This window comes from uncultured Roseobacter sp. (assembly GCF_947501835.1).
Taxonomy (GTDB): domain Bacteria; phylum Pseudomonadota; class Alphaproteobacteria; order Rhodobacterales; family Rhodobacteraceae; genus Roseobacter.
In genome coordinates, this window is the sequence record NZ_CANMXR010000001.1 from 419,896 (window position 1) to 440,623 (window position 20,728).

Annotated in this window: 29 protein-coding genes; 4 read left to right on the top strand and 25 right to left on the bottom strand. The window is 59.3% G+C overall.

The window, feature by feature from the left end; genetic code table 11:
- Nucleotides 1-2: 2 nt before the first annotated feature.
- The 24 genes from nuoK to Q1A20_RS02170 form a co-directional block, all read right to left on the bottom strand.
- Nucleotides 3-308 (bottom strand): NADH-quinone oxidoreductase subunit NuoK, encoded by a 306-nt coding sequence (nuoK, locus tag Q1A20_RS02055; protein WP_299915696.1) that lies wholly within the window; start codon nt 306-308, stop codon nt 3-5.
- 97 nt (nt 309-405) lie between these two features.
- Entirely contained in the window at nt 406-1,008 is a 603-nt protein-coding gene (locus tag Q1A20_RS02060; RefSeq protein ID WP_299915698.1) for an NADH-quinone oxidoreductase subunit J, read from the bottom strand.
- On the bottom strand, nt 1,005-1,424 hold the full coding sequence (locus tag Q1A20_RS02065) for a carboxymuconolactone decarboxylase family protein (RefSeq protein WP_299404128.1): 420 nt from the start codon (nt 1,422-1,424) through the stop codon (nt 1,005-1,007). The genes Q1A20_RS02060 and Q1A20_RS02065 overlap by 4 nt, the downstream gene beginning before the upstream one ends.
- Nucleotides 1,421-1,807: a carboxymuconolactone decarboxylase family protein gene (locus Q1A20_RS02070; RefSeq protein WP_299404127.1), complete on the bottom strand. Its 387-nt coding sequence runs from the start codon at nt 1,805-1,807 to the stop codon at nt 1,421-1,423. Before Q1A20_RS02070 ends, Q1A20_RS02065 begins: the two co-directional genes overlap by 4 nt.
- Nucleotides 1,804-2,298 (bottom strand): NADH-quinone oxidoreductase subunit NuoI, encoded by a 495-nt coding sequence (nuoI, locus tag Q1A20_RS02075; protein ID WP_298969895.1) that lies wholly within the window; start codon nt 2,296-2,298, stop codon nt 1,804-1,806. Before nuoI ends, Q1A20_RS02070 begins: the two co-directional genes overlap by 4 nt.
- A 133-nt stretch (nt 2,299-2,431) precedes the next feature.
- Nucleotides 2,432-3,469: an NADH-quinone oxidoreductase subunit NuoH gene (gene nuoH, locus Q1A20_RS02080; RefSeq protein WP_298969896.1), complete on the bottom strand. Its 1,038-nt coding sequence runs from the start codon at nt 3,467-3,469 to the stop codon at nt 2,432-2,434.
- A gap of 6 nt (nt 3,470-3,475) precedes the next feature.
- Nucleotides 3,476-3,859, bottom strand: coding sequence for a hypothetical protein (locus tag Q1A20_RS02085; RefSeq protein WP_298969897.1), 384 nt, complete (start codon nt 3,857-3,859; stop codon nt 3,476-3,478).
- Nucleotides 3,856-5,871 (bottom strand): NADH-quinone oxidoreductase subunit NuoG, encoded by a 2,016-nt coding sequence (gene nuoG / locus Q1A20_RS02090; protein WP_299404124.1) that lies wholly within the window; start codon nt 5,869-5,871, stop codon nt 3,856-3,858. The genes Q1A20_RS02085 and nuoG overlap by 4 nt, the downstream gene beginning before the upstream one ends.
- Before the next feature lie 52 nt (nt 5,872-5,923).
- Nucleotides 5,924-6,313 (bottom strand): hypothetical protein, encoded by a 390-nt coding sequence (locus Q1A20_RS02095; protein ID WP_299915701.1) that lies wholly within the window; start codon nt 6,311-6,313, stop codon nt 5,924-5,926.
- Entirely contained in the window at nt 6,310-6,717 is a 408-nt protein-coding gene (locus Q1A20_RS02100) for a DUF5333 domain-containing protein (protein ID WP_299404119.1), read from the bottom strand. The genes Q1A20_RS02095 and Q1A20_RS02100 overlap by 4 nt, the downstream gene beginning before the upstream one ends.
- A 121-nt stretch (nt 6,718-6,838) precedes the next feature.
- Entirely contained in the window at nt 6,839-7,162 is a 324-nt protein-coding gene (locus Q1A20_RS02105) for a hypothetical protein (protein ID WP_299404116.1), read from the bottom strand.
- 5 nt (nt 7,163-7,167) lie between these two features.
- The gene (locus Q1A20_RS02110; RefSeq protein ID WP_299404114.1) at nt 7,168-7,662 is read right to left on the bottom strand and encodes a DUF3291 domain-containing protein; all 495 of its coding nucleotides are present in this window, start codon (nt 7,660-7,662) and stop codon (nt 7,168-7,170) included.
- Between the two features lie 3 nt (nt 7,663-7,665).
- A complete protein-coding gene (locus Q1A20_RS02115) occupies nt 7,666-8,079 on the bottom strand; it encodes a hypothetical protein (RefSeq protein WP_299915704.1) in 414 nt (137 codons plus the stop codon).
- A complete protein-coding gene (gene nuoF, locus Q1A20_RS02120) occupies nt 8,076-9,371 on the bottom strand; it encodes an NADH-quinone oxidoreductase subunit NuoF (RefSeq protein WP_299404109.1) in 1,296 nt (431 codons plus the stop codon). Before nuoF ends, Q1A20_RS02115 begins: the two co-directional genes overlap by 4 nt.
- Before the next feature lie 13 nt (nt 9,372-9,384).
- Entirely contained in the window at nt 9,385-9,633 is a 249-nt protein-coding gene (locus tag Q1A20_RS02125) for a DUF5337 domain-containing protein (RefSeq protein ID WP_299404107.1), read from the bottom strand.
- Between the two features lie 20 nt (nt 9,634-9,653).
- Nucleotides 9,654-10,340: a hypothetical protein gene (locus Q1A20_RS02130; RefSeq protein ID WP_299915706.1), complete on the bottom strand. Its 687-nt coding sequence runs from the start codon at nt 10,338-10,340 to the stop codon at nt 9,654-9,656.
- A gap of 70 nt (nt 10,341-10,410) precedes the next feature.
- A complete protein-coding gene (gene nuoE, locus Q1A20_RS02135) occupies nt 10,411-11,436 on the bottom strand; it encodes an NADH-quinone oxidoreductase subunit NuoE (RefSeq protein WP_299404102.1) in 1,026 nt (341 codons plus the stop codon).
- Nucleotides 11,437-11,475: 39 nt separating this feature from the next.
- Nucleotides 11,476-11,739: a hypothetical protein gene (locus Q1A20_RS02140; RefSeq protein ID WP_299915708.1), complete on the bottom strand. Its 264-nt coding sequence runs from the start codon at nt 11,737-11,739 to the stop codon at nt 11,476-11,478.
- Nucleotides 11,736-12,959: an NADH-quinone oxidoreductase subunit D gene (locus Q1A20_RS02145; RefSeq protein ID WP_299404096.1), complete on the bottom strand. Its 1,224-nt coding sequence runs from the start codon at nt 12,957-12,959 to the stop codon at nt 11,736-11,738. The genes Q1A20_RS02140 and Q1A20_RS02145 overlap by 4 nt, the downstream gene beginning before the upstream one ends.
- On the bottom strand, nt 12,956-13,189 hold the full coding sequence (locus tag Q1A20_RS02150; protein WP_299404094.1) for a hypothetical protein: 234 nt from the start codon (nt 13,187-13,189) through the stop codon (nt 12,956-12,958). The genes Q1A20_RS02145 and Q1A20_RS02150 overlap by 4 nt, the downstream gene beginning before the upstream one ends.
- On the bottom strand, nt 13,189-13,362 hold the full coding sequence (locus tag Q1A20_RS02155; protein ID WP_299404091.1) for a hypothetical protein: 174 nt from the start codon (nt 13,360-13,362) through the stop codon (nt 13,189-13,191). Before Q1A20_RS02155 ends, Q1A20_RS02150 begins: the two co-directional genes overlap by 1 nt.
- Entirely contained in the window at nt 13,362-13,967 is a 606-nt protein-coding gene (locus tag Q1A20_RS02160; protein WP_299404089.1) for an NADH-quinone oxidoreductase subunit C, read from the bottom strand. The genes Q1A20_RS02155 and Q1A20_RS02160 overlap by 1 nt, the downstream gene beginning before the upstream one ends.
- A gap of 9 nt (nt 13,968-13,976) precedes the next feature.
- Nucleotides 13,977-14,513 (bottom strand): NADH-quinone oxidoreductase subunit B family protein, encoded by a 537-nt coding sequence (locus Q1A20_RS02165; RefSeq protein ID WP_299404088.1) that lies wholly within the window; start codon nt 14,511-14,513, stop codon nt 13,977-13,979.
- Nucleotides 14,504-14,869, bottom strand: a complete 366-nt coding sequence (locus Q1A20_RS02170; protein WP_159974460.1) for an NADH-quinone oxidoreductase subunit A — start codon at nt 14,867-14,869, stop codon at nt 14,504-14,506. Before Q1A20_RS02170 ends, Q1A20_RS02165 begins: the two co-directional genes overlap by 10 nt.
- Nucleotides 14,870-15,181: 312 nt before the next feature.
- Between Q1A20_RS02170 and Q1A20_RS02175 the strand changes: the two genes are divergently transcribed.
- The 4 genes from Q1A20_RS02175 to Q1A20_RS02190 all read left to right on the top strand — a co-directional run bounded on the left by Q1A20_RS02175 (nt 15,182) and on the right by Q1A20_RS02190 (nt 20,163).
- Entirely contained in the window at nt 15,182-15,688 is a 507-nt protein-coding gene (locus Q1A20_RS02175; RefSeq protein ID WP_299404085.1) for a fasciclin domain-containing protein, read from the top strand.
- A 490-nt stretch (nt 15,689-16,178) separates the two neighbouring features.
- A complete protein-coding gene (locus Q1A20_RS02180; RefSeq protein ID WP_299404082.1) occupies nt 16,179-17,513 on the top strand; it encodes a hypothetical protein in 1,335 nt (444 codons plus the stop codon).
- A 258-nt stretch (nt 17,514-17,771) separates the two neighbouring features.
- Nucleotides 17,772-19,691 (top strand): phosphatidylglycerol lysyltransferase domain-containing protein, encoded by a 1,920-nt coding sequence (locus Q1A20_RS02185; protein ID WP_299915712.1) that lies wholly within the window; start codon nt 17,772-17,774, stop codon nt 19,689-19,691.
- Nucleotides 19,692-19,812: 121 nt separating this feature from the next.
- Entirely contained in the window at nt 19,813-20,163 is a 351-nt protein-coding gene (locus Q1A20_RS02190) for a DUF6404 family protein (RefSeq protein ID WP_299404077.1), read from the top strand.
- Between the two features lie 36 nt (nt 20,164-20,199).
- Here the strand turns inward: Q1A20_RS02190 and Q1A20_RS02195 are convergent, their stop codons facing one another.
- Nucleotides 20,200-20,664, bottom strand: coding sequence for a GNAT family N-acetyltransferase (locus Q1A20_RS02195; protein WP_299404074.1), 465 nt, complete (start codon nt 20,662-20,664; stop codon nt 20,200-20,202).
- Nucleotides 20,665-20,728: the final 64 nt, after the last annotated feature.

The following is a 20,728-nucleotide window of genomic DNA, read 5'->3' on the forward strand; positions in this document are numbered from 1 at the left end:
CCTTAGCCCTTCATCAAGTTGACGTCTTCCACGGCGATGGTGCCGCGGTTGCGGAAGAAACAGACCAGAATGGCCAGACCGATTGCCGCCTCCGCAGCAGCAACCGTCAGAACAAAGAGCGTAAAGACTTGGCCCACCAGATCCCCGAGGAAACTGGAGAAGGCGACGAGATTGATGTTCACCGCCAGCAGCATCAATTCGATGCTCATCAGCAGGATGATGATGTTCTTGCGGTTGAGAAACAGTCCGAAGATGCCAATGACAAAGAGCGTCGCCGCCACTGTCAGGTAATGTTCTAGTCCAATCATTTCGTCCCTCCCGGCATCTAGGTCCGGTTGAAGTATCCAAGTGCCGCAAGGACTGCGACAGCTACAGCGACCAGTATGGCTATCTGGTCTCCGCTCATTACAAGCCCTGCCCCGGCTTGACGTCTTTCAGTTCCATTGCGACGTTGGGGTCACGCATCATCTGGGCAACCACATCCTGACGTTTCACGTCCGAGCGGTGGCGCAACGTCAGCACAATCGCCCCGATCATCGCCACCAGCAGGATCAGACCCGCCAGCTGGAACAGCAGGAAATATTGATCGTAAAGGATCATCCCCAGCGCTTCGGTGTTATGCCGGTCGACCGGCATCACCTGCGCGCGCAGCCCTTCGGCGGCGGCGTTGCTTTCCCAGGCTCCAAAGGCCATCACGAATTGCATCAGGATCACCAGCCCGATCAGCAGCGCCAGCGGCATGTATTTCGCCATCTCCGCCTTCAGTTCGGCGAAATCCACATCCAGCATCATCACCACAAAGAGGAACAACACCGCGACCGCGCCCACATAGACGATGATCAGCAGCATCGCCACGAACTCCGCGCCCAGCAGCACGAAGAGCCCCGCTGAGGAGAGAAACGCCAGGATCAGCCAGAGCACCGAATGCACCGGATTACGGCTGATGACTGTGAAGAGCCCCCCGGCAATTACGCTGATCGCAAACAGGTAAAAGGCAAAAACCGTCATTCCTTGTCCTTCTCTTCGTCCAATACCTGCTGCGCCAGTTCCAGCGCGCGGGTCATGGCGGGCAGGCCTGCAAACATCGACATCTGCCCGATCGTCTCGACAATATGCTGCTCGGTGGCACCCGCCTCCAGCGCGTGACGTACCGCTTGCCGGAAGGCCACGTCATTCTGCGCGCCCTGCATGGTCAGCCCCGCCAGCGTCAGCAGCATCCGCGTGCGGGCGTCCAGCGAACCTTCGTTCAGCGCGTTGCCGAACATCACTTCCATCATGTCCTTGGGCATGGTGCCCATCATCTTCTCGAACCCCTTGGGCGAAAACGCCTCCATCGCCGGGAAGCTCTTCGCCATCTCCTGCGCCTGCGCCATCATCGCCGCAAAAGGGTTTGTGCCTTCAAAGGGGTTCTTGGGATCACTCATGCGGCCGCCTCGTCTTCAAACACTTCCAACGCCGCGTTGAGCGCGTTGATCATCGCCGGGAACCCACCGTAGAGCGCCATTTGGTTGATCACCTCGGCGACCTCGCGCTGCGTCGCACCGGAGCGTAGCGCGTTGCGGATATGTACCTTGAGCTGTGGCCCCGTCTGCCCGCCAAGCGCCGTCAGCGCGGCAACCGTGGTCAGATAGCGGGTTTTGTCGTCGAGGCCCTCGCGCGTGTAGTAATGGCCGAAAGCCACTTCCATCATCGTGGTCGAAAACCCTGGCAGGATCGCATCATAGCGCGCCGCCAGGGCATCTTCGATGCCTGGGTTTGTGGCCTCCGCCATCGCCTTGCCGCGGGTATATGCGTCCGTGCTGCTCATCGGTAAGGGGCATCCAGTTCGAGGTTGCGCGCGATCTCGGCTTCCCAGCGCTCGCCGTTGGCCAGCAGTTTTTCCTTGTCATAGTAAAGCTCTTCGCGCGTCTCAGTGGAGAACTCGAAATTCGGCCCTTCGACAATCGCATCCACCGGGCAGGCCTCCTGGCAAAAGCCGCAATAGATGCATTTGGTCATGTCGATGTCGTACCGCGTGGTGCGACGGCTACCGTCCTCGCGCGGCTCCGCATCAATCGTGATCGCCTGCGCCGGGCATATCGCCTCGCAGAGCTTGCAGGCGATGCAGCGTTCCTCGCCGTTGGGATAGCGGCGCAGCGCATGCTCACCGCGAAATCGCGGGCTGAGCGGCCCCTTTTCATGCGGGTAGTTCAGCGTGGCCTTTGGAGCAAAGAAGTACTTCAGCCCCAGTTTCATGCCGACCCAGAAATCCTGAAGCAGGAAATACTTGGCGGCGCGTGTATAGTCGATCTGTGTCATCGTTCACCTCCGACACCCCAGCATCGCGCCCGGCACCGAGGGGGGGCGCAATCGCGCCCGCCCTGGGGGGCGGGGTCGGGCGCGATGCAATGCGCTTTGCGCATTGCAAGGACATTATCCAATCGGTCCATCGCTAGCCTCCCATGCCCCAGCGCGCATAAGCGCCCCAGAACCAGTCGAATTTGGCGGCGAAGGCCACAAAGACCACCCAGACGAGGCTGAACGGCAGGAAGACTTTCCAGCCCAGACGCATCAGTTGGTCATAGCGGTAACGCGGGGTGATGGCCTTGACCATCGCGAAGAGGAAGAAGAAGAAGCCCATCTTGGCGACCATCCACAGCGCGCCATCGGGCAGGCCCGGAATGGGTGACAGCCAGCCGCCAAAGAAGAGCAGCGTGGTCAGTGCGCACATCAGGAAGATGGCGATATATTCACCGGCCATGAAGAGCAGGAAGGGCGTCGAGGAATATTCCACCTGATAGCCCGCCACCAGTTCGGATTCCGCTTCCGGCAGGTCGAAGGGCGGGCGGTTGGTTTCCGCCAGGCAGCTGATGAAAAACAGAAACACCATCGGGAAGTGCGGCAGCCAGTACCAGCTAAAGAACCCGTAGGCGCCATCCTGAGCCGCGACAATACCGCCAAAGTTCATAGACCCGGTGGATATGATCACCCCGATGATGATCAGGCCCAGCGACACTTCGTAGGAAATCATCTGGGCTGCGGACCGCAGGGACCCGAGAAAGGGGTACTTCGAGTTCGAGGCCCAGCCGCCCATGATCACGCCGTAAACCTCCAGCGAGGAGACCGCGAAGACAAAGAGGATGGCGACGTTGATGTCGCTGAGCACCCATGTCTCGTTGAACGGGATCACCGCCCAGGCGATCAGCGCCAGCACAAAGGATGTCATCGGGGCGAGCATAAAGACGGTCTTATCCGCGCCCGCAGGCACCACCACCTCTTTGACCACGTATTTCAGCGCATCCGCCACCGTTTGCAGCAACCCGAAGGTGCCCACCACGTTGGGCCCGCGCCGCATCTGCACCGCGGCCCAGATCTTGCGGTCGCCGTAGACCAGGAACAACAGGGAGACCATGACAAAGGCCACGACCGCCAGCACCTGCGCCAGGATCAGGACGGCGATGCCGCCAGGGGTGGTAAAGAAGTCAGCCATAGGTCCTCACACCGTCGGTATTCCAGTTTCCTCACAGGCGGCCACGGTGACTTCGGCGTCGATTGTAGCTAGCCCGTCAGGCAGGGTTGGCGAGATGGTGTAAACAGCATCTGCCGCCCACACGCCACCCTCTTCCGTCACATTTGTGCGCAAATGTCGTGCAAATCCGTATCCGCGGATCAGGGCGTATTGCGCAGCGGCACATTCGGCGTAGCGCTGAACGTCTTTTTCAGACTGCGCCTTGGTCATGGCCACGTTGAATTGCACCAGATCCCCGTCCAACAGCGCGGTTTCAACACCCAGGTAGTCGGGGATGAAATCCTCTGCCACCGGCACGGGCGGCGCGCAGGCCGCCAGCGCCAGAGGGGATATGAGCGCCAGTTGCCTCATTCCGCCGCAATGGCCTCTTCGCGCCGCGCTTTGGCATTGGCACTGAGTTCCGCCATCAGCTGGCTGGCCCGCGCAATCGGATTGGTCAGGTAGAAATCCGTGATTGCGGGTTTAAAGGTAGCATCGCCCAGCGGTCCGGCCGCCAGTGGCTGCCAGTCGTTTTTGATGACCTCATCGATTTTTGCCAGATGCGGCACCGCTTTCACCAGCGCCCGCCGGAGCTGTGCGATGCTATCATAGGGCAGTTGCGCGCCTGTCTCGGCGGAGAGCGCCCGCAGGATCGCCCAGTTTTCCTTGGCCTCCCCCGGCGCAAATCCGGCGCGCAGGGTCAATTGCGGGCGTCCTTCGGTATTGACGAAAAGCCCCGGTTCCTCGGTATAAGCGGCGCCCGGCAGGATGATATCCGCCCGATGCGCGCCGCGATCCCCGTGGCTGCCCTGATAGATCACAAATGGACCATCTGCGATGTCGATCTCATCCGCGCCGAGGTTGTAAATCACATCCGCGCCCGCAACCGCCTCCATCCCGCCGTCATTACAGGCGCCAATGTCCATCGCACCAACGCGCGCGGCGGCGGTGTGCAGGACCAGCAGCTTGGATTTGGCGGCATCGGCCAGTTGCATTGCCATCGCCAGCACGGCCGCGCCATCCGCTTCGCGCAGCGCGCCCTGCCCCACGATGATGACACCGGGGATGTCATGCTGATCGGAGTGATCCATTTCGCTGATCTTCTTCAGCGCCGCACGATCCGTGCCCAGATGCAGATGCTCATAGGTCAGGTCCGCCGCTTCGCCCACCAGGCCGACGGTTGCGCCCATGGTCCAGGCCTTGCGAATGCGCGCGTTCAGCACAGGCGCCTCGATGGCCGGATTGGTGCCGATCAGCAGAATGCGTTTGGCGTCATCGATATCTTCGATGCTGGCCGTGCCGACATAGGCCGAGCGGTTGCCCACAGGCAGCTTTGCCCCATCCGTCCGGCATTCAACGACCCCGCCGCGACCCTCGATCATCTGTTTCAGCGCAAAGGCGGCTTCCACCGGCACCAGATCACCGATCAGGCCAGCGACAGATTTACCGTCCATCGCTGCCGCAGTGGCCGAAAGGGCTTCGGGCCAGCTTGCCGGGCGCAGCTTGCCATTCTCGCGGATGTAGGGTTTGTCGAGCCGCTGACGGCGCAACCCGTCCCAGACAAAACGTGTCTTGTCGGAAATCCACTCCTCATTCACGCCATCATGGTTGCGCGGCAGAAACCGCATGACTTCGCGGCCTTTGGTGTCCACCCGGATGTTGGATCCCAGCGCGTCCATGACGTCGATGCTCTCGGTTTTGGTCAGCTCCCACGGGCGCGCGGTAAAAGCGTAAGGCTTTGAAACCAAAGCCCCAACCGGGCACAGGTCGATGATGTTGCCTTGTAGATTGCTGTCCAGGGTCTGACCGAGATAGGAGGTGATTTCCGCATCCTCGCCCCGCCCGGTCTGGCCCATCTGGTGAATGCCCGCCACCTCGGTGGTGAAGCGCACGCAGCGGGTACAGGAAATGCAGCGGGTCATATGAGTCTCGACCAGCGGACCCAAATCGAGGTCTTCGGTCGCGCGTTTGGGCTCGCGATAGCGGCTGAAATCCACCCCGTAGGCCATCGCCTGATCCTGCAGGTCGCATTCGCCGCCCTGATCGCAGATCGGGCAATCCAGCGGGTGGTTGATCAGCAAGAATTCCATCACCCCCTCGCGGGCCTTCTTGACCATCGGCGAGTTGGTTTTGACCACCGGCGGCTGCCCTTCCGGCCCCGGGCGCAGGTCCTTGACCTGCATCGCACAGGATGCCGCCGGTTTGGGCGGGCCGCCCACGACCTCGACCAGACACATCCGGCAGTTGCCCGCGATGGTCAGGCGTTCGTGGTAGCAGAACCGGGGGATCTCGATGCCCGCTTCTTCGCAGGCCTGGATCAGCGTCATCGCGCCATCCACCTCGATTTCCTGCTCATCAATAATGACCTTGCGTAAGTCGCTCATATCATTTGCCTTTTATCGCGTCGCACACGCTGCACTGCGCGCTCATTTCTGTTCATTTCCAAGGGGTGATCACCCGTTGGAGTTCATCTTTGATGATCCCGCCGACAACGCTTGTTGTCATGACGGCCCGTCCGCTGGGAAAAATCCGGAAACCCACCGTACGGGTTTGCGGCCGCAGCCTTTTGTTCACGTCAACGCCAATGCGTTTGCCGCCCGGTAGGTCGCAATAGACCTGCCCCACCGAGACAAAGCCGACCATCAGCAGCCGCGGCTTGCCCTTGCGGTCAAAGACCCGCACCGGGTTGTAGGAATCCTCGACCCCGCATTGGGTGCCCTTGGGGAACTTCTCGAATTGTATCGCCAGCCGGACATTGGGCTGCGCCCATGCCGGTGCCGCCAGCGCTGACAGCACGCACAATGATATCACGAAGCGCCATATCATTGCGACGACCTCAACAGCGCACCCACCTTCGAATTCCGCTCGATCTCCTTCTGGCCGAGCGCGCAATACCCTGCCTCATCCGGTTTCAGGTCCTGCGCCGCCATGTAGTCCCGCGCCCGGGCGCGCAACCGGTCTTTTTCCGCGTCCGATTCCACATGCGCGTCGATCTCCGCCTTGGTGTAGCCCATGGCCATCGCCTGATTGTTCAGGTCCTGCAGGGCGCCCAAGGCTTTGAAAACACGCGCGGAAATCGTGGGGCAATTCTTGCGGATCTGATCCGCCAGCCCGATCACAAAGAGCCCATCGTCAATGGATTTCACGTCTCTGAGCGGGGCAATATCGGCCATACCACTTGTGACCGACATCACGCCTGCGACAAACAAAGGCAACATTTTACGACGCATCATCATTCTCCCAACCGGGGCGACATGCCCCCTTGCTGAGCGATCACATGTGAGGCCACCGGTCTGATATGCAATATCAGCGGTGCCCGATCCGGCGCGGCCTGATGTTGCATGACGCGGATCACAGCGGGCAAGCTCCCTGCAGCGTCAGCGTGTCGTTGGCAATGGGCAGCGTTTCGTCGGCGTCATCCGGGCCAATCACCCAATCAATCGCGGAGCTGCCGTATTCATTCACGCAGAACACCGTCGCCTCGTACCGCGCGGCTTCCTTTGCACCCAGCAGGGACGCAGAGACGGGCGAGGCCGTCACCTGAAACTTATGCCGTTCGTCCAGATCATCAAGGTCGGTGCGGTAGAACTGCCCGTCAAAGGTGATCTTTTCGGCTTCGCTGGTGCAGGCCATCAAGGCACCGCTCAGCATCAAAATAATTACAACCGTTCTCATCACGCCTACTCCGCCGCCACCGGGGCGCATCCGTTGTCGCGCCACTGGGTTGCTTCCTTCAAATGCGCCCAGCCAAAAGCGTGGTCGCTGTCTCCATTGATTTTCAGATGCTGCAGCCGGTCCAGCGCTTCTTCAAGCGTCGGCTGATGCCCTTCAGGCACCCACCACATGACGAAATGCATCTCTCCCAGCACCTCGAACCATTCCGCGCGGCGCGCGTAGAATTGTTTGTGGATCGTGCCCCAGACAAAGGTTTCGAGCTGCTCCGCACTCTCCCAAACGCTCAGGTTCGGCACAAAGAGCGGGTCGCCCCCAATGGCGTTGTCGGTATTGCCAGTGCCCGGCGCACCAGACCCTTCCATCATCCACACAAATCCCGGCATGCGCTTGCCCAAGCCATTGATCCGGTCAAGGTTCGCCATGAAATCCGCGACACGCGGATCGTCCACCGGGGCCACAAGGCGGCCAACGTTGAGTTCGGCGAGGTGATAGTCAGTCATACGCTACTCCCGCACCAGGAAAAGACCAATGGTGTCGTTCTTTCCGGCAATCTTTCTTGCGAATGGACACAGCCTGCTGGGTGCAAACGCCGGGACTTGCCGATCTGCCAAAACCCGTTCCATCTGGTATACGATCCATTCATTTCTGCTATAAAACAGGTACTTACGGATCTTTTGCGTGCGCAGCCCTTGGGCCTTCATCGCATTCGACGCACCGATCACAAGACCCTGATAGCCGGTGTAACCTTCCCCAGTGATCGTTCCGAACCCCTCGCAACGTCTGCTTATGTGATATGCGGCATAGACTTGCCCGACCGCATCTTGATAGGCGGCGCTCTGTGAAACGGCGACGCGCGGCAAAGCGACCATGACCATCACGAGTGCGGCGAAAGCCAGCGCGTTTCGGCTTGCCATCACTCCGCCGCCACCGCGCTGACGCGGCCCGTGCGCTTGTGCTTGATGCGGTCCTCGATCTCGTCGCGGAAATGCCGGATCAGCCCTTGAATGGGCCAGGCCGCCGCGTCGCCCAGGGCGCAGATCGTGTGGCCTTCGACCTGTTTGGTCACATCCAGCAGCATGTCGATCTCTTCGGGCTCGGCCTCGCCGGTGACCAGCCGGTCCATCACCCGCATCATCCATCCGGTGCCTTCGCGACACGGCGTGCATTGCCCGCAGCTCTCGTGTTTGTAGAACTTCGACAGCCGCCAGATCGCCTTGATCACATCCGTGGAGTTATCCATCACGATCACCGCTGCCGTGCCCAGACCTGACCGCTGCTCACGCAGGTAGTCGAAATCCATGATGGCGTCTTTCATGTCCTTGCCCGGGATCATCGGCACCGAGGACCCGCCGGGGATGACCGCCTTGAGGTTGGCCCAGCCGCCGCGAATGCCGCCGCAATGGGTCTCGATCAGCTCCTCAAAGGTGATCGACATCGCCTCTTCGACCACGCAAGGGTTGTTCACATGGCCCGAAATCGCAAAGAGCTTGGTGCCCGCATTGTTCGCCCGGCCAAAGCCCGCGAACCACTCCGGTCCGCGCCGCAGGATCGTGGGCACCACGGCAATCGATTCCACGTTGTTCACCGTGGTCGGGCACCCATAAAGGCCAGCCCCCGCTGGGAACGGCGGCTTCATCCGCGGCATGCCCTTCTTGCCTTCAAGGCTCTCCAGAAGCGCGGTTTCCTCACCGCAGATATAGGCGCCCGCCCCGTGGTGCAGATAGAGGTCGAAATCCCAACCAGACCCAGCAGCATTCTTGCCGATCAGCCCGGCCTCATAGGCCTCGTCAATCGCGGCCTGCAGCGCCTCTTTCTCGCGGATGTACTCGCCACGGATGTAGATATAGCAGGCATGCGCATTCATCGCGAAGCTGGCGATCAGGCAGCCTTCAACCAGCGTATGCGGGTCGTGCCGCATGATCTCGCGGTCCTTGCAGGTGCCGGGCTCGGACTCGTCCGCGTTCACGACCAGATAGGCCGGGCGCCCATCGCTCTCCTTCGGCATGAAAGACCACTTCAGACCTGTGGGGAAGCCTGCCCCACCGCGCCCGCGCAGACCAGAGGCTTTCATCTGATCCACGATCCAATCGCGGCCCTTTTTGATGATGCCCGCCGTGCCATCCCAATGGCCGCGGGCTTGCGCGCCCTTCAGCGTGCGGTCATGCATGCCGTAGATATTGGTAAAGATGCGGTCCTTGTCCTGAAGCATTGCGCTTCCCCTTTTACTCGTTGCCACGCGCGGCTTTGCGCGCGCGCCGTATCTGTAAAGACACCATCAGCGCCCAGAAGAGCCCCGCCAGTGCCGCAAAATCGAAAAGAAACGCGTAGCGCCCGGGCAGCCCCAGTTTTGGACCAAGCCACAAAGACAAAAGCCACAAAACCATCGTGCCCACGATCACAATGCTAACCAGCCGCCCCTTGGCAGCCAAAGACGCCTCCTGCGTCTCATCCGGTTGATTTTGCGCACTCATTGCGGTTTCCCGCCCTTCTCTCAGCTTTTACGTTTCTTCTTGGAGGCTTCCGTCTCGCCACCTTTGGCAAGGGTCTTTGCCTGACCGACCCAGTCATCCCGCTCGATACGCCCCTTGAAGCGCAGGCGCTCGTCGACCCAGGCGATGTCTTTCTTCTTCAATCCAGCCACCTGATCAAAGTGCCAGATGCCAAGGCTGTTCAATGTCTCTTCCAGCTTCGGGCCAACACCGCTGATCAGCTTGAGATCATCAGCACCGCCCTCACGCGCGGTATCAGAGAAGCCCGCGGGCCGGTCGCCGGAGGCAGCGGCTGGTGCCGCTTTCTTGGCTGGTGCCTTCTTCTGGGGCGCAGGCTTGGCCTCTGCCGCGCCTTCGTATTTCCAGCTGCCTTTGCGGGCGGCCAGATCTTCCTGACCCGGCAGGCGCGTTGTCGGTTTCACCTTGGGCTTGGTTGATGCCGCGGCTGCGGCAGGTGCGGGTTTATCGACCGCCGCAGGCGTCCTGCCCTGCGGGGCTGGCAGCGGCCGGGTCATGATCCAGCTAACGACAGCGCCCAAAACGGCGAATACGACAAATCCCATGAACGCGCCCTGCATGAAGCTCCAGCTTCCCAGAACCCACAGCGAAATCGCCACCAGCGCGCCTGCGGCGGCGGCCACAAGCCAACTGCCAAGCGCCATTCCGATCAAACCTTGATTGTTGTCCATTGCTGTCTCACTCTCCGGTTATTCGCATCTCAAACTGTATGATTAACGATTTTCCCCGCCATTGGAAAACTTATGTGGCTTTGTCCTCGGCCAGCGCACGCGCCTGCGATACCCATTGATCCCGGCTGACCCGGCCCTTGAAGCCTTCGAGGTTCTCGTCCACCCAGGCAACCTCATCCGCGCTCCAGGCTGCGATCTGGTCGAAATGGAAGAAACCCATGCCGTTCAGCATCTTTTCCAGCTTCGGCCCGACGCCCTTGATCTTTTTCAGATCATCCGCACCCGCGTCTCGCGCGGCCGTCATGACCTGCGGTTTCGTACCTGTTTCCGACGGTGCCGCCTCTGCTTTTTTGGCAGGCTTTGCAGGTTTGGCCGCCTTATTCGCGGCCTTGCCCTGCCACGGCATCACCAGCGGCACTTCCGTGCCATCGATGCGCTTGACGGTGTCGCCAATGTCCACGGCCAGTTGCGCAGAGGCGTTGTACTGCGTTTTGCCACTGTCGTATTCGGTCAGCGAGGTTAGACCCTTCAGCGGTTCTGCCGCGTAACGTCCGTTCTGCGGGCCGGGCACCGGCACCTTGCCCGCCGCCAACTCATCAATGATCTCCCCCATGCGCGCGGTGGTCAGATCCTCGTAGTAATCCTTGCCGATCTGCGCCATCGGCGCGTTGGAACAGGACCCCAGGCATTCCACCTCTTCCCAGCTGAAGTTGCCATCGGCAGAGAGTTCATGCGGGTTCGGCGCGATCTTTTCTTTGCACACCGCCACAAGGTCCTCTGCGCCGCAGATCATGCAGGACGTGGTGCCGCAGACCTGAATATGGGCAATGGCGCCAACCGGTTGCAGCTGGAACATGAAGTAGAAAGTCGCCACCTCCAACGCCCGGATGTAGCTCAGCCCCAGCATCGCCGCCACATGCTCGATGGCGGGTCGGCTGAGCCACCCCTCCTGCTCCTGCGCGCGCCACAAGAGCGGAATGATCGCAGAAGCCTGACGGCCCTCGGGGTATTTCGTGATCTGCCCTTCCGCCCAGGCCTGATTGGCCGCGGTAAAGGCGAAGCTTTCGGGTTGGTCGGGATGAAGTCTGCGAAGCATTTCAGTGTCCTTTGAACGCGCCAAGGCACGTCGATGTCGTTAGAGCCTGTCCACAGATGGGCGCGGGTTTGCGTTTGTCCAAAGCTGCGGGGCCGTGTCACAGATTGTGTGATCCGTCGGGCAGACAATCTGTGACTGATAGCAGGGGCTACCCGCCTGCGGGTTTGTCCAGATTTTCGGTTGCTCACAGGGCGCCTGCGGGTGCATCTCGACGGTCTGCTCATGATGCTCCCCGGGGCCGTGCACCTTCAGAACCAAGGCAAGAACAATGCAGAAAGAGAGGGCGATCAATCTGACGGTCATCGGTCGATCTCTCCGAACACAACGTCCATCGTCCCGATGATCGCCGCCACATCCGCCAGCTGGTGACCGCGCGACATATGATCCATCGCCTGCAGGTGCAAAAAGCCCGGCGCGCGGATTTTGCTGCGGTAGGGTTTGTTGGTGCCATCCGCCACCAGATAGACGCCAAACTCGCCCTTGGGGGCCTCGACGGCGCAATAGACCTCGCCCGCAGGTACGTGGAAGCCTTCGGTGTAGAGTTTGAAATGGTGGATCAGGCTTTCCATCGAGGTTTTCATATCCGCGCGTGATGGCGGGGTGATCTTGCCACGGGCGAGGATATCACCCTGCCCGTCGGGCGCGCGCAGCTTCTCGATGGCCTGATGGATGATCGAGACCGACTGGCGCATTTCTTCCATGCGCACCAGATAGCGGTCATAGCAGTCGCCGTTCTTGCCCACGGGGATTTGGAACTCGAACTCGTCGTAACATTCATAGGGCTGCGCGCGGCGCAGATCCCAGGCCAGCCCCGACCCGCGCACCATCACGCCGGAAAATCCGTATTCGAGAATATCCTCTTCGGTCACCACGCCAATGTCGGCGTTGCGCTGCTTGAAGATGCGGTTTTCCGTGAGCAGCCCGTCGATGTCTTCCATCACACGGGGGAATTCCTTGGCCCATGTCTCGATATCATCGATCAGCTCGGGCGGCAGGTCCTGATGTACACCGCCGGGGCGGAAATAGGCCGCGTGCAGGCGCGCACCGCAGGCCCGCTCGTAGAACACCATTAGCTTTTCGCGTTCCTCAAAGCCCCAGAGCGGCGGGGTCAGCGCGCCCACGTCCATCGCCTGGGTGGTGATGTTGAGGATGTGGTTCAGCACCCGCCCGATCTCGCAAAAGAGCACACGGATGAGCGAGGCGCGCCGTGGGACTTCGACGCCCGTGAGCTTCTCGATGGCGAGACACCAAGCGTGCTCCTGGTTCATCGGGGCCACATAGTCGAGCCGGTCGAAATAGGGCAGGTTTTGCAGATACGTCCGGCTCTCCATCAGCTTTTCGGTGCCGCGGTGCAGCAACCCGATGTGCGGATCACAGCGCTCGACAATCTCGCCGTCCAGCTCCAGCACCAGCCGCAGCACGCCGTGGGCCGCAGGGTGCTGTGGCCCGAAGTTGATGTTGAAGTTGCGGATTTTCTGTTCGCCCGTCAGGGCGTCTTCGAAACCTTTGGTGCCGTCCATCATGACGTTACCTTTCTTTTTCGCAGAGTCAGTGTGCTTGAAATTATGAGAATTATTCCAAAAGCGCACATAGGATGCCAAGCCATCAACGCGGGCCAGCGCGGCATTTTCAGATCCGTCAGAATGGAGTAGAAAAGCACAACAGAACCAATCATATAAACCCAAGACACAAACCCGAGTTTTTCCGGCATCTGCGGAAACTGTTCGATCAGAGAACTGGCGTACTCGCCCATCACCGCTTCTCCAGCTCTTGCAGCTTCAGACCCATCCACCACAGCAGGGCAATGGTACCCAGCGGGATCAGGCAAGCCGCCGCCCAGTATTTGTTGATGCCGAAAAACGGCAGCAGCTTGATCATCGGGATCGCCGTGAGGGCCGAGAGGATCAGCCACCAGATGCCGCCCATTACTTCGCCTCCTGCTTTTCATCTCCCGGCAGGATGTATTCCGCGCCTTCCCAGGGGGACATGAAGTCGAACTGGCGGTATTCCTGCACCAAGGACACCGGCTCATAGACCACGCGTTTCTGCGCCTCGTCATAGCGCACTTCGGTGTAGCCCGTGGTGGGGAAATCCTTGCGCAGCGGGTGACCCCGGAAGCCATAATCGGTCAGGATGCGGCGCAGGTCGGGGTGGCCGGAAAACAGGATGCCGAACATGTCGAAAACTTCGCGCTCGAACCAATTCGCCGAAGGATGGACCGTGTTGATCGACGGCACCATCTGGTTTTCGCGGATGCTGACCCGCAGGCGGATTCGCTGGTTCTGATACATCGACAGGAAATGGTAGACGACATCGAAGCGTTTTGCGCGGCCCGCATAATCGACCGCCGTAATGTCCACCAATGTGGAAAACCTGCAGGTCGGGTCGGTTTTCAGGAATTCCACCAGACCGGTGATGTTTGAGGGCGTGACATCGAGATTCAGCTCGCCATGGGTCACATCCCAGGCCAGCACGCAATCGGTGCGCTTGGCTTCGATGTAGCCGCCCAGTTCGGTCAATGCATCAGACATGAGGCCCCCTTAGCGAACGATCGTGCCGGTACGGCGGATTTTGCGTTGCAGCTGCATGATGCCATAGAGCAAGGCTTCCGCCGTGGGCGGGCAGCCGGGCACATAGACATCCACCGGCACGATGCGGTCACAGCCGCGCACCACGGAATAGCTGTAGTGATAATAGCCACCGCCATTGGCGCAGGACCCCATGGAGATCACGTAGCGCGGCTCCGGCATCTGGTCGTAGACTTTGCGCAGGGCCGGCGCCATCTTGTTGGTCAGCGTGCCCGCCACGATCATCAGGTCCGACTGGCGCGGGCTGGCGCGCGGGGCGGTCCCGAAACGTTCCATGTCGTAACGCGGCATGGCGGTGTGCATCATCTCCACCGCGCAGCACGCCAGTCCAAAGGTCATCCAGTGCAGCGAGCCGGTGCGCGCCCAATTGATGATGTCCTCGGTCGAGGTCAGCAGGAAACCCTTGTCCTGCAATTCGCGGTTCAGCTCCTGCGTGGCGACATCGCGGTCAGCACCCGCGACGTTGGCTCCGGCGGCGGCTACTGCCATTCCAGCGCTCCTTTTTTCCATTCATAGGCAAACCCGATGGTCAACACTCCCAGAAACACCATCATCGACCAGAAACCGACCATCGAGATGTCCTTGAAGGCCACCGCCCAGGGGAAGAGGAACGCAATCTCCAGATCGAAGATGATGAAGAGGATTGAGACAAGGTAGAAGCGGACATCGAATTTCATCCGCGCATCGTCAAATGCGTTGAACCCACACTCGTAAGCAGAGACCTTTTCAGGGTCCGGATTGCGCACCGCGAGCACGACGGCAGCAAGGATCAAAACAAGCCCTAAGCCTATGGCCACAGCCAGAAACATCAGGATGGGAAGGTATTCCCGCAGCATCTCGTCCAAGGGTTGGCTCCTCTCAGTCTGCTCACGCGTGAAAGACGTCACGCTGCCCCGCGGCGAAAGGGGCTGCAAAGGGTTTACGCTTGTGGCCCCGCAGGGTCAACAGATGCCGCTTGGGAAAACCCCTTGTTCTGCCCCGAATTTTTCCGCCCACGGCATCAGGCATCTGTGCAAGAGTTCGCCGAAACTGATCCCTGCCATATTCATATATGATCCATCGCCCAAAAATCTGCGTATCTTCCGTTCTATCGTCGGGACCAATCGTCGCGCATATGCCTGCGGTGGCCCGATAAACCCAGGGAAAAAGGACTGACCATGAACAGACGTTTTGCACTCAAAGCGACCCTTGCTGGCGCCGCCCTCGCGGCCCTCACCGCCTGCGCCCCCGCAGAGCAGGGCAGTGATATCGTCGACATTGCCGCCTCTGACGGCAATTTCACCACGCTGGTGGCTGCCGTACAGGCCGCCGGTCTTGAGGACACCCTGCGCAGCCCCGGCCCGTTCACGGTCTTTGCCCCCACGGATGCAGCCTTTGCCGCCCTGCCCGCTGGCACCGTCGAAAGCCTGCTGCTGCCGGAGAACAAGGATCAGTTGGTCAGCATCCTGACCTACCACGTGCTGCCCAGCTCCGTGCAATCGGGCGACGTGCTGGGATCGGTGACCAATGTGGCCACCGTGCAGGGCCAGACCGTGCGCGTCGATGGCACAGGCAGCAAGCTCGGACCAGCGGTCAAGGTCAACGATGCCAATGTGATCGCCGCGGATATTCTGGCAACCAACGGCGTGATCCACGCAATCGACAAAGTGCTGCTGCCGCAATAATCCTGCTGGCCGCATCAAAGCACCCGCCGCTTCGCCGCAGCGGGTGCCACTTCTGCTTTCTCCAAGCATTGGAAAATTAGCTACTCCGCTATGAGCCCGAATTGAAGTAACAGGATATTGCTTTGCGCGATGTCTGGTTAACTACCAATTGCCACCGATCCATACAGAGCCAGCATAGCGTGGCCATTCCTACGGATCGCAAAAACCTAGCGAATTTTTTGCAGTATGGACGGAGCTCGCGGCGGCATCCTGAGCTTTCTTCATGTTCAACGCCTAGCTGTGCAACATTTTTTATACTGAGGTTTTTTCGCTGTCTGGAAGAAGCCTTCTGGCACCGTATCGAGGTGGCATTCTTGGTCTTGAAGCACCGAAAAACACGATATCCGCCTACCAACTTGATCGAATAATGCACCAATGGCATACTACTTTGGCACGAATGCTGTGATTTTAGAGTATTTATTTAACAAAAACACTATTTGAAAGTGACACTATGACGGTGACCGCAAAAGTCGCCAGTGATCTGGCTGAACCCGAGAAAGACCCTGTCGACACAAGTTCAGGCAATGGTCCTGACAGCACAACAGAGCCCGCCGCAACAGCTCCGAATACTGCCGCCGAAACAGCAAACACACCCGCTGACATCGACGCGGATCGTCACGAGAATGCTGCTGTTGAAAGCAAGGTAGACGGCGTGCCTTCTGCTGAGAACTTAAGCAGCATTCGCAAGCAAAATATCGTGAGGGCATTGCGGAAGGCACAGAGCATGCTCACTTTTGCGATCGACAAGGGAATTGAGCTCAACGCAGAGGTCGTCACGCCAATAAATACGGCGGTGCGGGCTTATGGGACCGACGAATGGACCGGTAACCTCGAAGACGAGTTTTTTGCTGCCTACAGCCGCATGTCGCGCGAACTTGGTGACGTCAGCAGCGAATCCATAGAATGGTCGCGCACATACGGTAGTTATGTCACCTTAGCGGTCGCAGTTCTTGGATTCTCGGCGCTCGTCGCACTGATCCTGTTGCAATACCGGGTCATTTATCTGCACGATTCTTCTTCGAGTTATGTCGAAACAGAAGAGGCATTGACCCTCAAAGAAGCGAGGCTCATTGAAGTTGGCGCGACACTGCCAGCGCTTCAGGAGGGACTGAGCGCATCGGCGCCAGGGTTGCAGAGCACCTCGGCACAGGATCAGGCCACAGAGTCACAGGAACGGATCGAACGCACCGACGCGATGGAAACGCAGATTTCTGAACTCACCCGCGAGCAAGCGACCCTGAACCTTGAGATTGATCGGTTGGAAACACAGTTGCGCGCGCAATATGCGATCCTCTCCGAATGGGTGACCGGACTAGATGATGGTCCCGCGCCCGAAGAGCCGGGATGGCTTTCGTCAGCCGAAGACAAAGCCGCCTATGACGTGGCCTACGCGGAATGGCGGCTAAGTCAGGAAAGGCTCGATCCGCATGAATTTCAGTACGGTGTGCAGCAGGCGCTCTCCCAGCTCCGCTTGCTGAACGACTTCATCTTACCGTCGATCTATGGGTTGCTCGGCACGGTCGCTTTCGTGCTTCGGCAAATCTCGGTCGGCCTGCAATCCCAGTCACTTAGCCTCGGGAGCATGCTGAACTATCTGATACGCTTACCGCTGGGCGGGCTGGCGGGCATCGCCGTGGGATTGTTGCTTCGCCCGGATGAAGCGACGAGTGGGTTGGAAGCGCTGCAACCATTGGCGCTGGCTTTTGTGGCCGGATATTCTGTGGAACTTGTTTTCGCGGCAATGGACAGACTGGTTGGCGCCTTTTCAGGCGATCAACGCCAGTAGTCGAAAGCGTCCCATTCCAATCACGCATCGCGCGAATGGTGCCTTTCAGTCCGGCACCTAGGCGGAAAACACCAGCGTAAGGCCCCCACACCGCGCCGTATAAGATGATCGCAACGCGCCCAATGCCAGAATGGATTTCAAGGCGTGCCAGCGGCTTGTTACGTATCCATGCGCGCGTTTCAGCGCTCTTAGGACTTTGGTGAGATGTCTGCTCTATCAAAGCCACGGGAGTGGTGACGACAGATGAGTGTACGAGTAATGAACGCGCCGGCGGAAACAGTTCTCCGCCACGGAATGCCACTCGCGTTGGTGGCTATCTGTCTGTATTCGACCCCCCAATTTTTGACTACCGTTTCTCTGCCCGATGTGGTTGCACTCATCGGAGATCTTCCGGCCTGGGTCTGGCTTACGGCGATCCTCTTCGCCGCACTCAGCTTTTTCGCGGTTGGGCAATATGATGTCCTTGCCCGACGCCACCTTGGCCTGTCAGGGTCAGAGGCGCACGCACGTCAAAATGGAATGATGACAGTAGCTCTTTCTCAGGTGCTCGGGTTTGGTCTGATCACGGGCGGTCTCGTGCGGTACCGGCTTCGCCCGGATGAAGGCGCGCTGCGCGCAGGTCAGGTCACTGGATTGGTGACGATATTTTTCCTGACCGGCATGACTTTCGCAACTGTATTTGCGATTGCGATTTCCGGCACACTGATTGACCGCACCTTTGGCATTGTTGCTTTGATTGGGCTGGTTGCATGCATGATGGCGTTGACGCTGCTGCGCCCCCGGGTGCGCCTCTGGCACAAAGAGATAGCCATGCCAGGCCTGTTTGCGGTCGCCGCATCCATCTTGTGGGCAGTTGCGGATGTCGTGGCCGCCGCCGCGTCGTTTTACATACTTTTACCCGCGAGTGTGGAGATTACATTCCTGTCCTTCCTGCCAGTTTTCTGTATCGCACTGGCTGCTGGTATCCTGTCTGGTGCTCCGGGCGGCGTTGGGCCGTTTGAGCTTGCGTTGTTAGGTCTAACCGCACCGGAATTCCCCGCACATATTGACCAAACGTCTCTTTTGACAGCGATCTTCGGCTTCCGCGTCGTCTACTATCTGCTGCCTGCGCTTATCGCCGCTTTCTTCGTTTTGCGCGCACCCACTGCTGCTCCGAAATTGGGGGTAACACCGCGCTATGTCTCAACACACCGCGCACCCCGCGCTGAAACCAATGTCATTGCCCAGAATGGCGGTCAGATGATTGCGCTTGCATCGGGAACAGCGGCCTTATGGCCCGCAGGAAACAGCCTCGTTTCACTGTTTGACCCGACCAAGCCAATGGGTTCAGCGTGGTTGCGGGATTTCAAACACTATGCCCGATCACGCAACTTGCTACCTGTCATCTACAAGTGCTCCGCCCGCAACGCAGCGATGGCTCGCAAGCGCGGTTGGCGCGTCGTCAGTGTGGCCAAGGACGCGATCCTTACCCCCACGACCTTCCATGTTGAGGAGTCAAAGTTCTCCGGGCTGCGCCGTAAATTGCGCAAGGCGACAAACGCCGGTGTCACTATTGAGCCATTGCGACCTGATCACATGACCGCGCTGACAGCGATCGACGCTGCGTGGCAAGCGCGCTGCGGTGGTGCGCGTGGCGGAACGATGGGCCGGTTCTGTCGCTGTTATCTGGCAAATCAGCTGATCCTGGTCGCAGAGCATCATGGCACTCCCGTCGCCTTCATAAGTCTTCATCGAGGATTAGAAGAATGGGCACTCGATTTGATGCGGGACGATCCATTGGCGCCAGATGGCACAATGTATCTTCTCGTCCACCATGCGATCAAAATGGCCACAGCAGCACAGGTCGATGAGCTTTCTCTGGCAGCTGTGCCCGCCGATTGCAGTGATGAACGTGGGATTTGGACAAAGCCGCTCGCCTGCGTCAGAGAAAAATGGGCAGCAAAGGGATTGTACCAATTCAAATCAGCCTTCGCGCCACGATGGAAGCCGCTTTACATGGCCGCGCCAGGCAGATTTGGACTCTGCCTTGGAGCGGTGGATCTGCTGCGAGAAGTTCTGCGCCCAGCCCAATTGCACTCTGGAGTTGCGTGTGACCCTGAGCCCGCGCTCTCAGACAAAAGAGAAGCCTGGGCGCTCCAACTTCCAGAGGTTTCGATCCCGCAACAAGCAGTGCAATAATGAATGCAGGAGCGCCCTTGGCGTACTGAAAGCATCGGCAAACATACGCCATATGGGCCGGCACCACGCTTGAAAGGCGCTTGCGTTCTTGCGATGTTTCAAGCGCAAGGAGATATATCCGATGTCCGACTATCAACGCCGCTTTGAAGCGGCAGAAACCGAACTAGAGCAAGCGGGGATTTGGCCGTCCAATGCCGTACCGCCCTACACACGGTTCCTGCGCAGGTTGGGGTTGAGACCCGTGCCACCCCACTACAAACCGCTTTGGCGCAGTTTCCTGGGTCAGAGCGTTTTCTTCACCCTTTTGATGGGGTTTGTCTCGTTTTCGACCGCAGCCGGACCTGACGGCAGATCAGTTGCCGAGTTCGGGATCAGGACGGTTTTGATCGGGCTGGCTTTGGGCTCGACCATGGTGATCTACTTCGCCTACAGCCAGCGGAAATACGCATTGAGCCGGTGGGAAGACCTCTAGGAAGCGCATCCACGGAATTTTGGACAGCCAGCGCGGCTAAGATGTCAGATCAAGACACTTGCAGATCGTGCCGTCAGATGTCCTGTAGCTGCGAAAGCCCATCGCTTCATAGTATGCAAGCCCCTCAGGGTTGGTCGCCGCTATGCTTGCGTCAATCTTTGTCAGCCCCGATCTCTGGGCCGCTTCACGCGTGGCTGCAAAAAGCGCTCTCCCCACACCGCGGCGGGCTGCGTCGGGACGGATGTGTGTTCCGATGATCCCCCACCCCGGCTCCACACCATAGATATTCGCTTCCATTGCGACCTTCAGGGACTGAAAGCCAAGTATTGTTCCGTCAGCATCCTCTGCCACGGCGCATTGCACCTTGTTCGGATCGTGAATGTAATTCGATAGAACAAACGCGGGATCGCTGCGGCTCGTTCGCTTCCCCAAGGCAGCGAGCTGTTGCAGAAAGGCGCTCATCTCCGCCACATCTTCTTTCGTTGCGTCTCTGATCTTCATTTTTTGCTCTCCTTGAGACAAGCTTTCCATCTGGCATGCCCGATGTCCATCAAGGACCACTTGA

Excerpts from the sequence above, each read along its gene's own strand:
- nuoK (WP_299915696.1), bottom strand. The coding sequence starts at position 308 with ATGATTGGACTAGAACATTACCTGACAGTGGCGGCGACGCTCTTTGTC.
- Q1A20_RS02060 (WP_299915698.1), bottom strand. The coding sequence starts at position 1,008 with ATGACGGTTTTTGCCTTTTACCTGTTTGCGATCAGCGTAATTGCCGGG.
- Q1A20_RS02065 (WP_299404128.1), bottom strand. The coding sequence starts at position 1,424 with ATGAGTGATCCCAAGAACCCCTTTGAAGGCACAAACCCTTTTGCGGCG.
- Q1A20_RS02070 (WP_299404127.1), bottom strand. The coding sequence starts at position 1,807 with ATGAGCAGCACGGACGCATATACCCGCGGCAAGGCGATGGCGGAGGCC.
- nuoI (WP_298969895.1), bottom strand. The coding sequence starts at position 2,298 with ATGACACAGATCGACTATACACGCGCCGCCAAGTATTTCCTGCTTCAG.
- nuoH (WP_298969896.1), bottom strand. The coding sequence starts at position 3,469 with ATGGCTGACTTCTTTACCACCCCTGGCGGCATCGCCGTCCTGATCCTG.
- Q1A20_RS02085 (WP_298969897.1), bottom strand. The coding sequence starts at position 3,859 with ATGAGGCAACTGGCGCTCATATCCCCTCTGGCGCTGGCGGCCTGCGCG.
- nuoG (WP_299404124.1), bottom strand. The coding sequence starts at position 5,871 with ATGAGCGACTTACGCAAGGTCATTATTGATGAGCAGGAAATCGAGGTG.
- Q1A20_RS02095 (WP_299915701.1), bottom strand. The coding sequence starts at position 6,313 with ATGATATGGCGCTTCGTGATATCATTGTGCGTGCTGTCAGCGCTGGCG.
- Q1A20_RS02100 (WP_299404119.1), bottom strand. The coding sequence starts at position 6,717 with ATGCGTCGTAAAATGTTGCCTTTGTTTGTCGCAGGCGTGATGTCGGTC.
- Q1A20_RS02105 (WP_299404116.1), bottom strand. The coding sequence starts at position 7,162 with ATGAGAACGGTTGTAATTATTTTGATGCTGAGCGGTGCCTTGATGGCC.
- Q1A20_RS02110 (WP_299404114.1), bottom strand. The coding sequence starts at position 7,662 with ATGACTGACTATCACCTCGCCGAACTCAACGTTGGCCGCCTTGTGGCC.
- nuoF (WP_299404109.1), bottom strand. The coding sequence starts at position 9,371 with ATGCTTCAGGACAAGGACCGCATCTTTACCAATATCTACGGCATGCAT.
- Q1A20_RS02125 (WP_299404107.1), bottom strand. The coding sequence starts at position 9,633 with ATGAGTGCGCAAAATCAACCGGATGAGACGCAGGAGGCGTCTTTGGCT.
- Q1A20_RS02130 (WP_299915706.1), bottom strand. The coding sequence starts at position 10,340 with ATGGACAACAATCAAGGTTTGATCGGAATGGCGCTTGGCAGTTGGCTT.
- nuoE (WP_299404102.1), bottom strand. The coding sequence starts at position 11,436 with ATGCTTCGCAGACTTCATCCCGACCAACCCGAAAGCTTCGCCTTTACC.
- Q1A20_RS02140 (WP_299915708.1), bottom strand. The coding sequence starts at position 11,739 with ATGACCGTCAGATTGATCGCCCTCTCTTTCTGCATTGTTCTTGCCTTG.
- Q1A20_RS02145 (WP_299404096.1), bottom strand. The coding sequence starts at position 12,959 with ATGATGGACGGCACCAAAGGTTTCGAAGACGCCCTGACGGGCGAACAG.
- Q1A20_RS02150 (WP_299404094.1), bottom strand. The coding sequence starts at position 13,189 with ATGGGCGAGTACGCCAGTTCTCTGATCGAACAGTTTCCGCAGATGCCG.
- Q1A20_RS02155 (WP_299404091.1), bottom strand. The coding sequence starts at position 13,362 with ATGGGCGGCATCTGGTGGCTGATCCTCTCGGCCCTCACGGCGATCCCG.
- Q1A20_RS02160 (WP_299404089.1), bottom strand. The coding sequence starts at position 13,967 with ATGTCTGATGCATTGACCGAACTGGGCGGCTACATCGAAGCCAAGCGC.
- Q1A20_RS02165 (WP_299404088.1), bottom strand. The coding sequence starts at position 14,513 with ATGGCAGTAGCCGCCGCCGGAGCCAACGTCGCGGGTGCTGACCGCGAT.
- Q1A20_RS02175 (WP_299404085.1), top strand. The coding sequence starts at position 15,182 with ATGAACAGACGTTTTGCACTCAAAGCGACCCTTGCTGGCGCCGCCCTC.
- Q1A20_RS02180 (WP_299404082.1), top strand. The coding sequence starts at position 16,179 with ATGACGGTGACCGCAAAAGTCGCCAGTGATCTGGCTGAACCCGAGAAA.
- Q1A20_RS02185 (WP_299915712.1), top strand. The coding sequence starts at position 17,772 with ATGAACGCGCCGGCGGAAACAGTTCTCCGCCACGGAATGCCACTCGCG.
- Q1A20_RS02190 (WP_299404077.1), top strand. The coding sequence starts at position 19,813 with ATGTCCGACTATCAACGCCGCTTTGAAGCGGCAGAAACCGAACTAGAG.
- Q1A20_RS02195 (WP_299404074.1), bottom strand. The coding sequence starts at position 20,664 with ATGAAGATCAGAGACGCAACGAAAGAAGATGTGGCGGAGATGAGCGCC.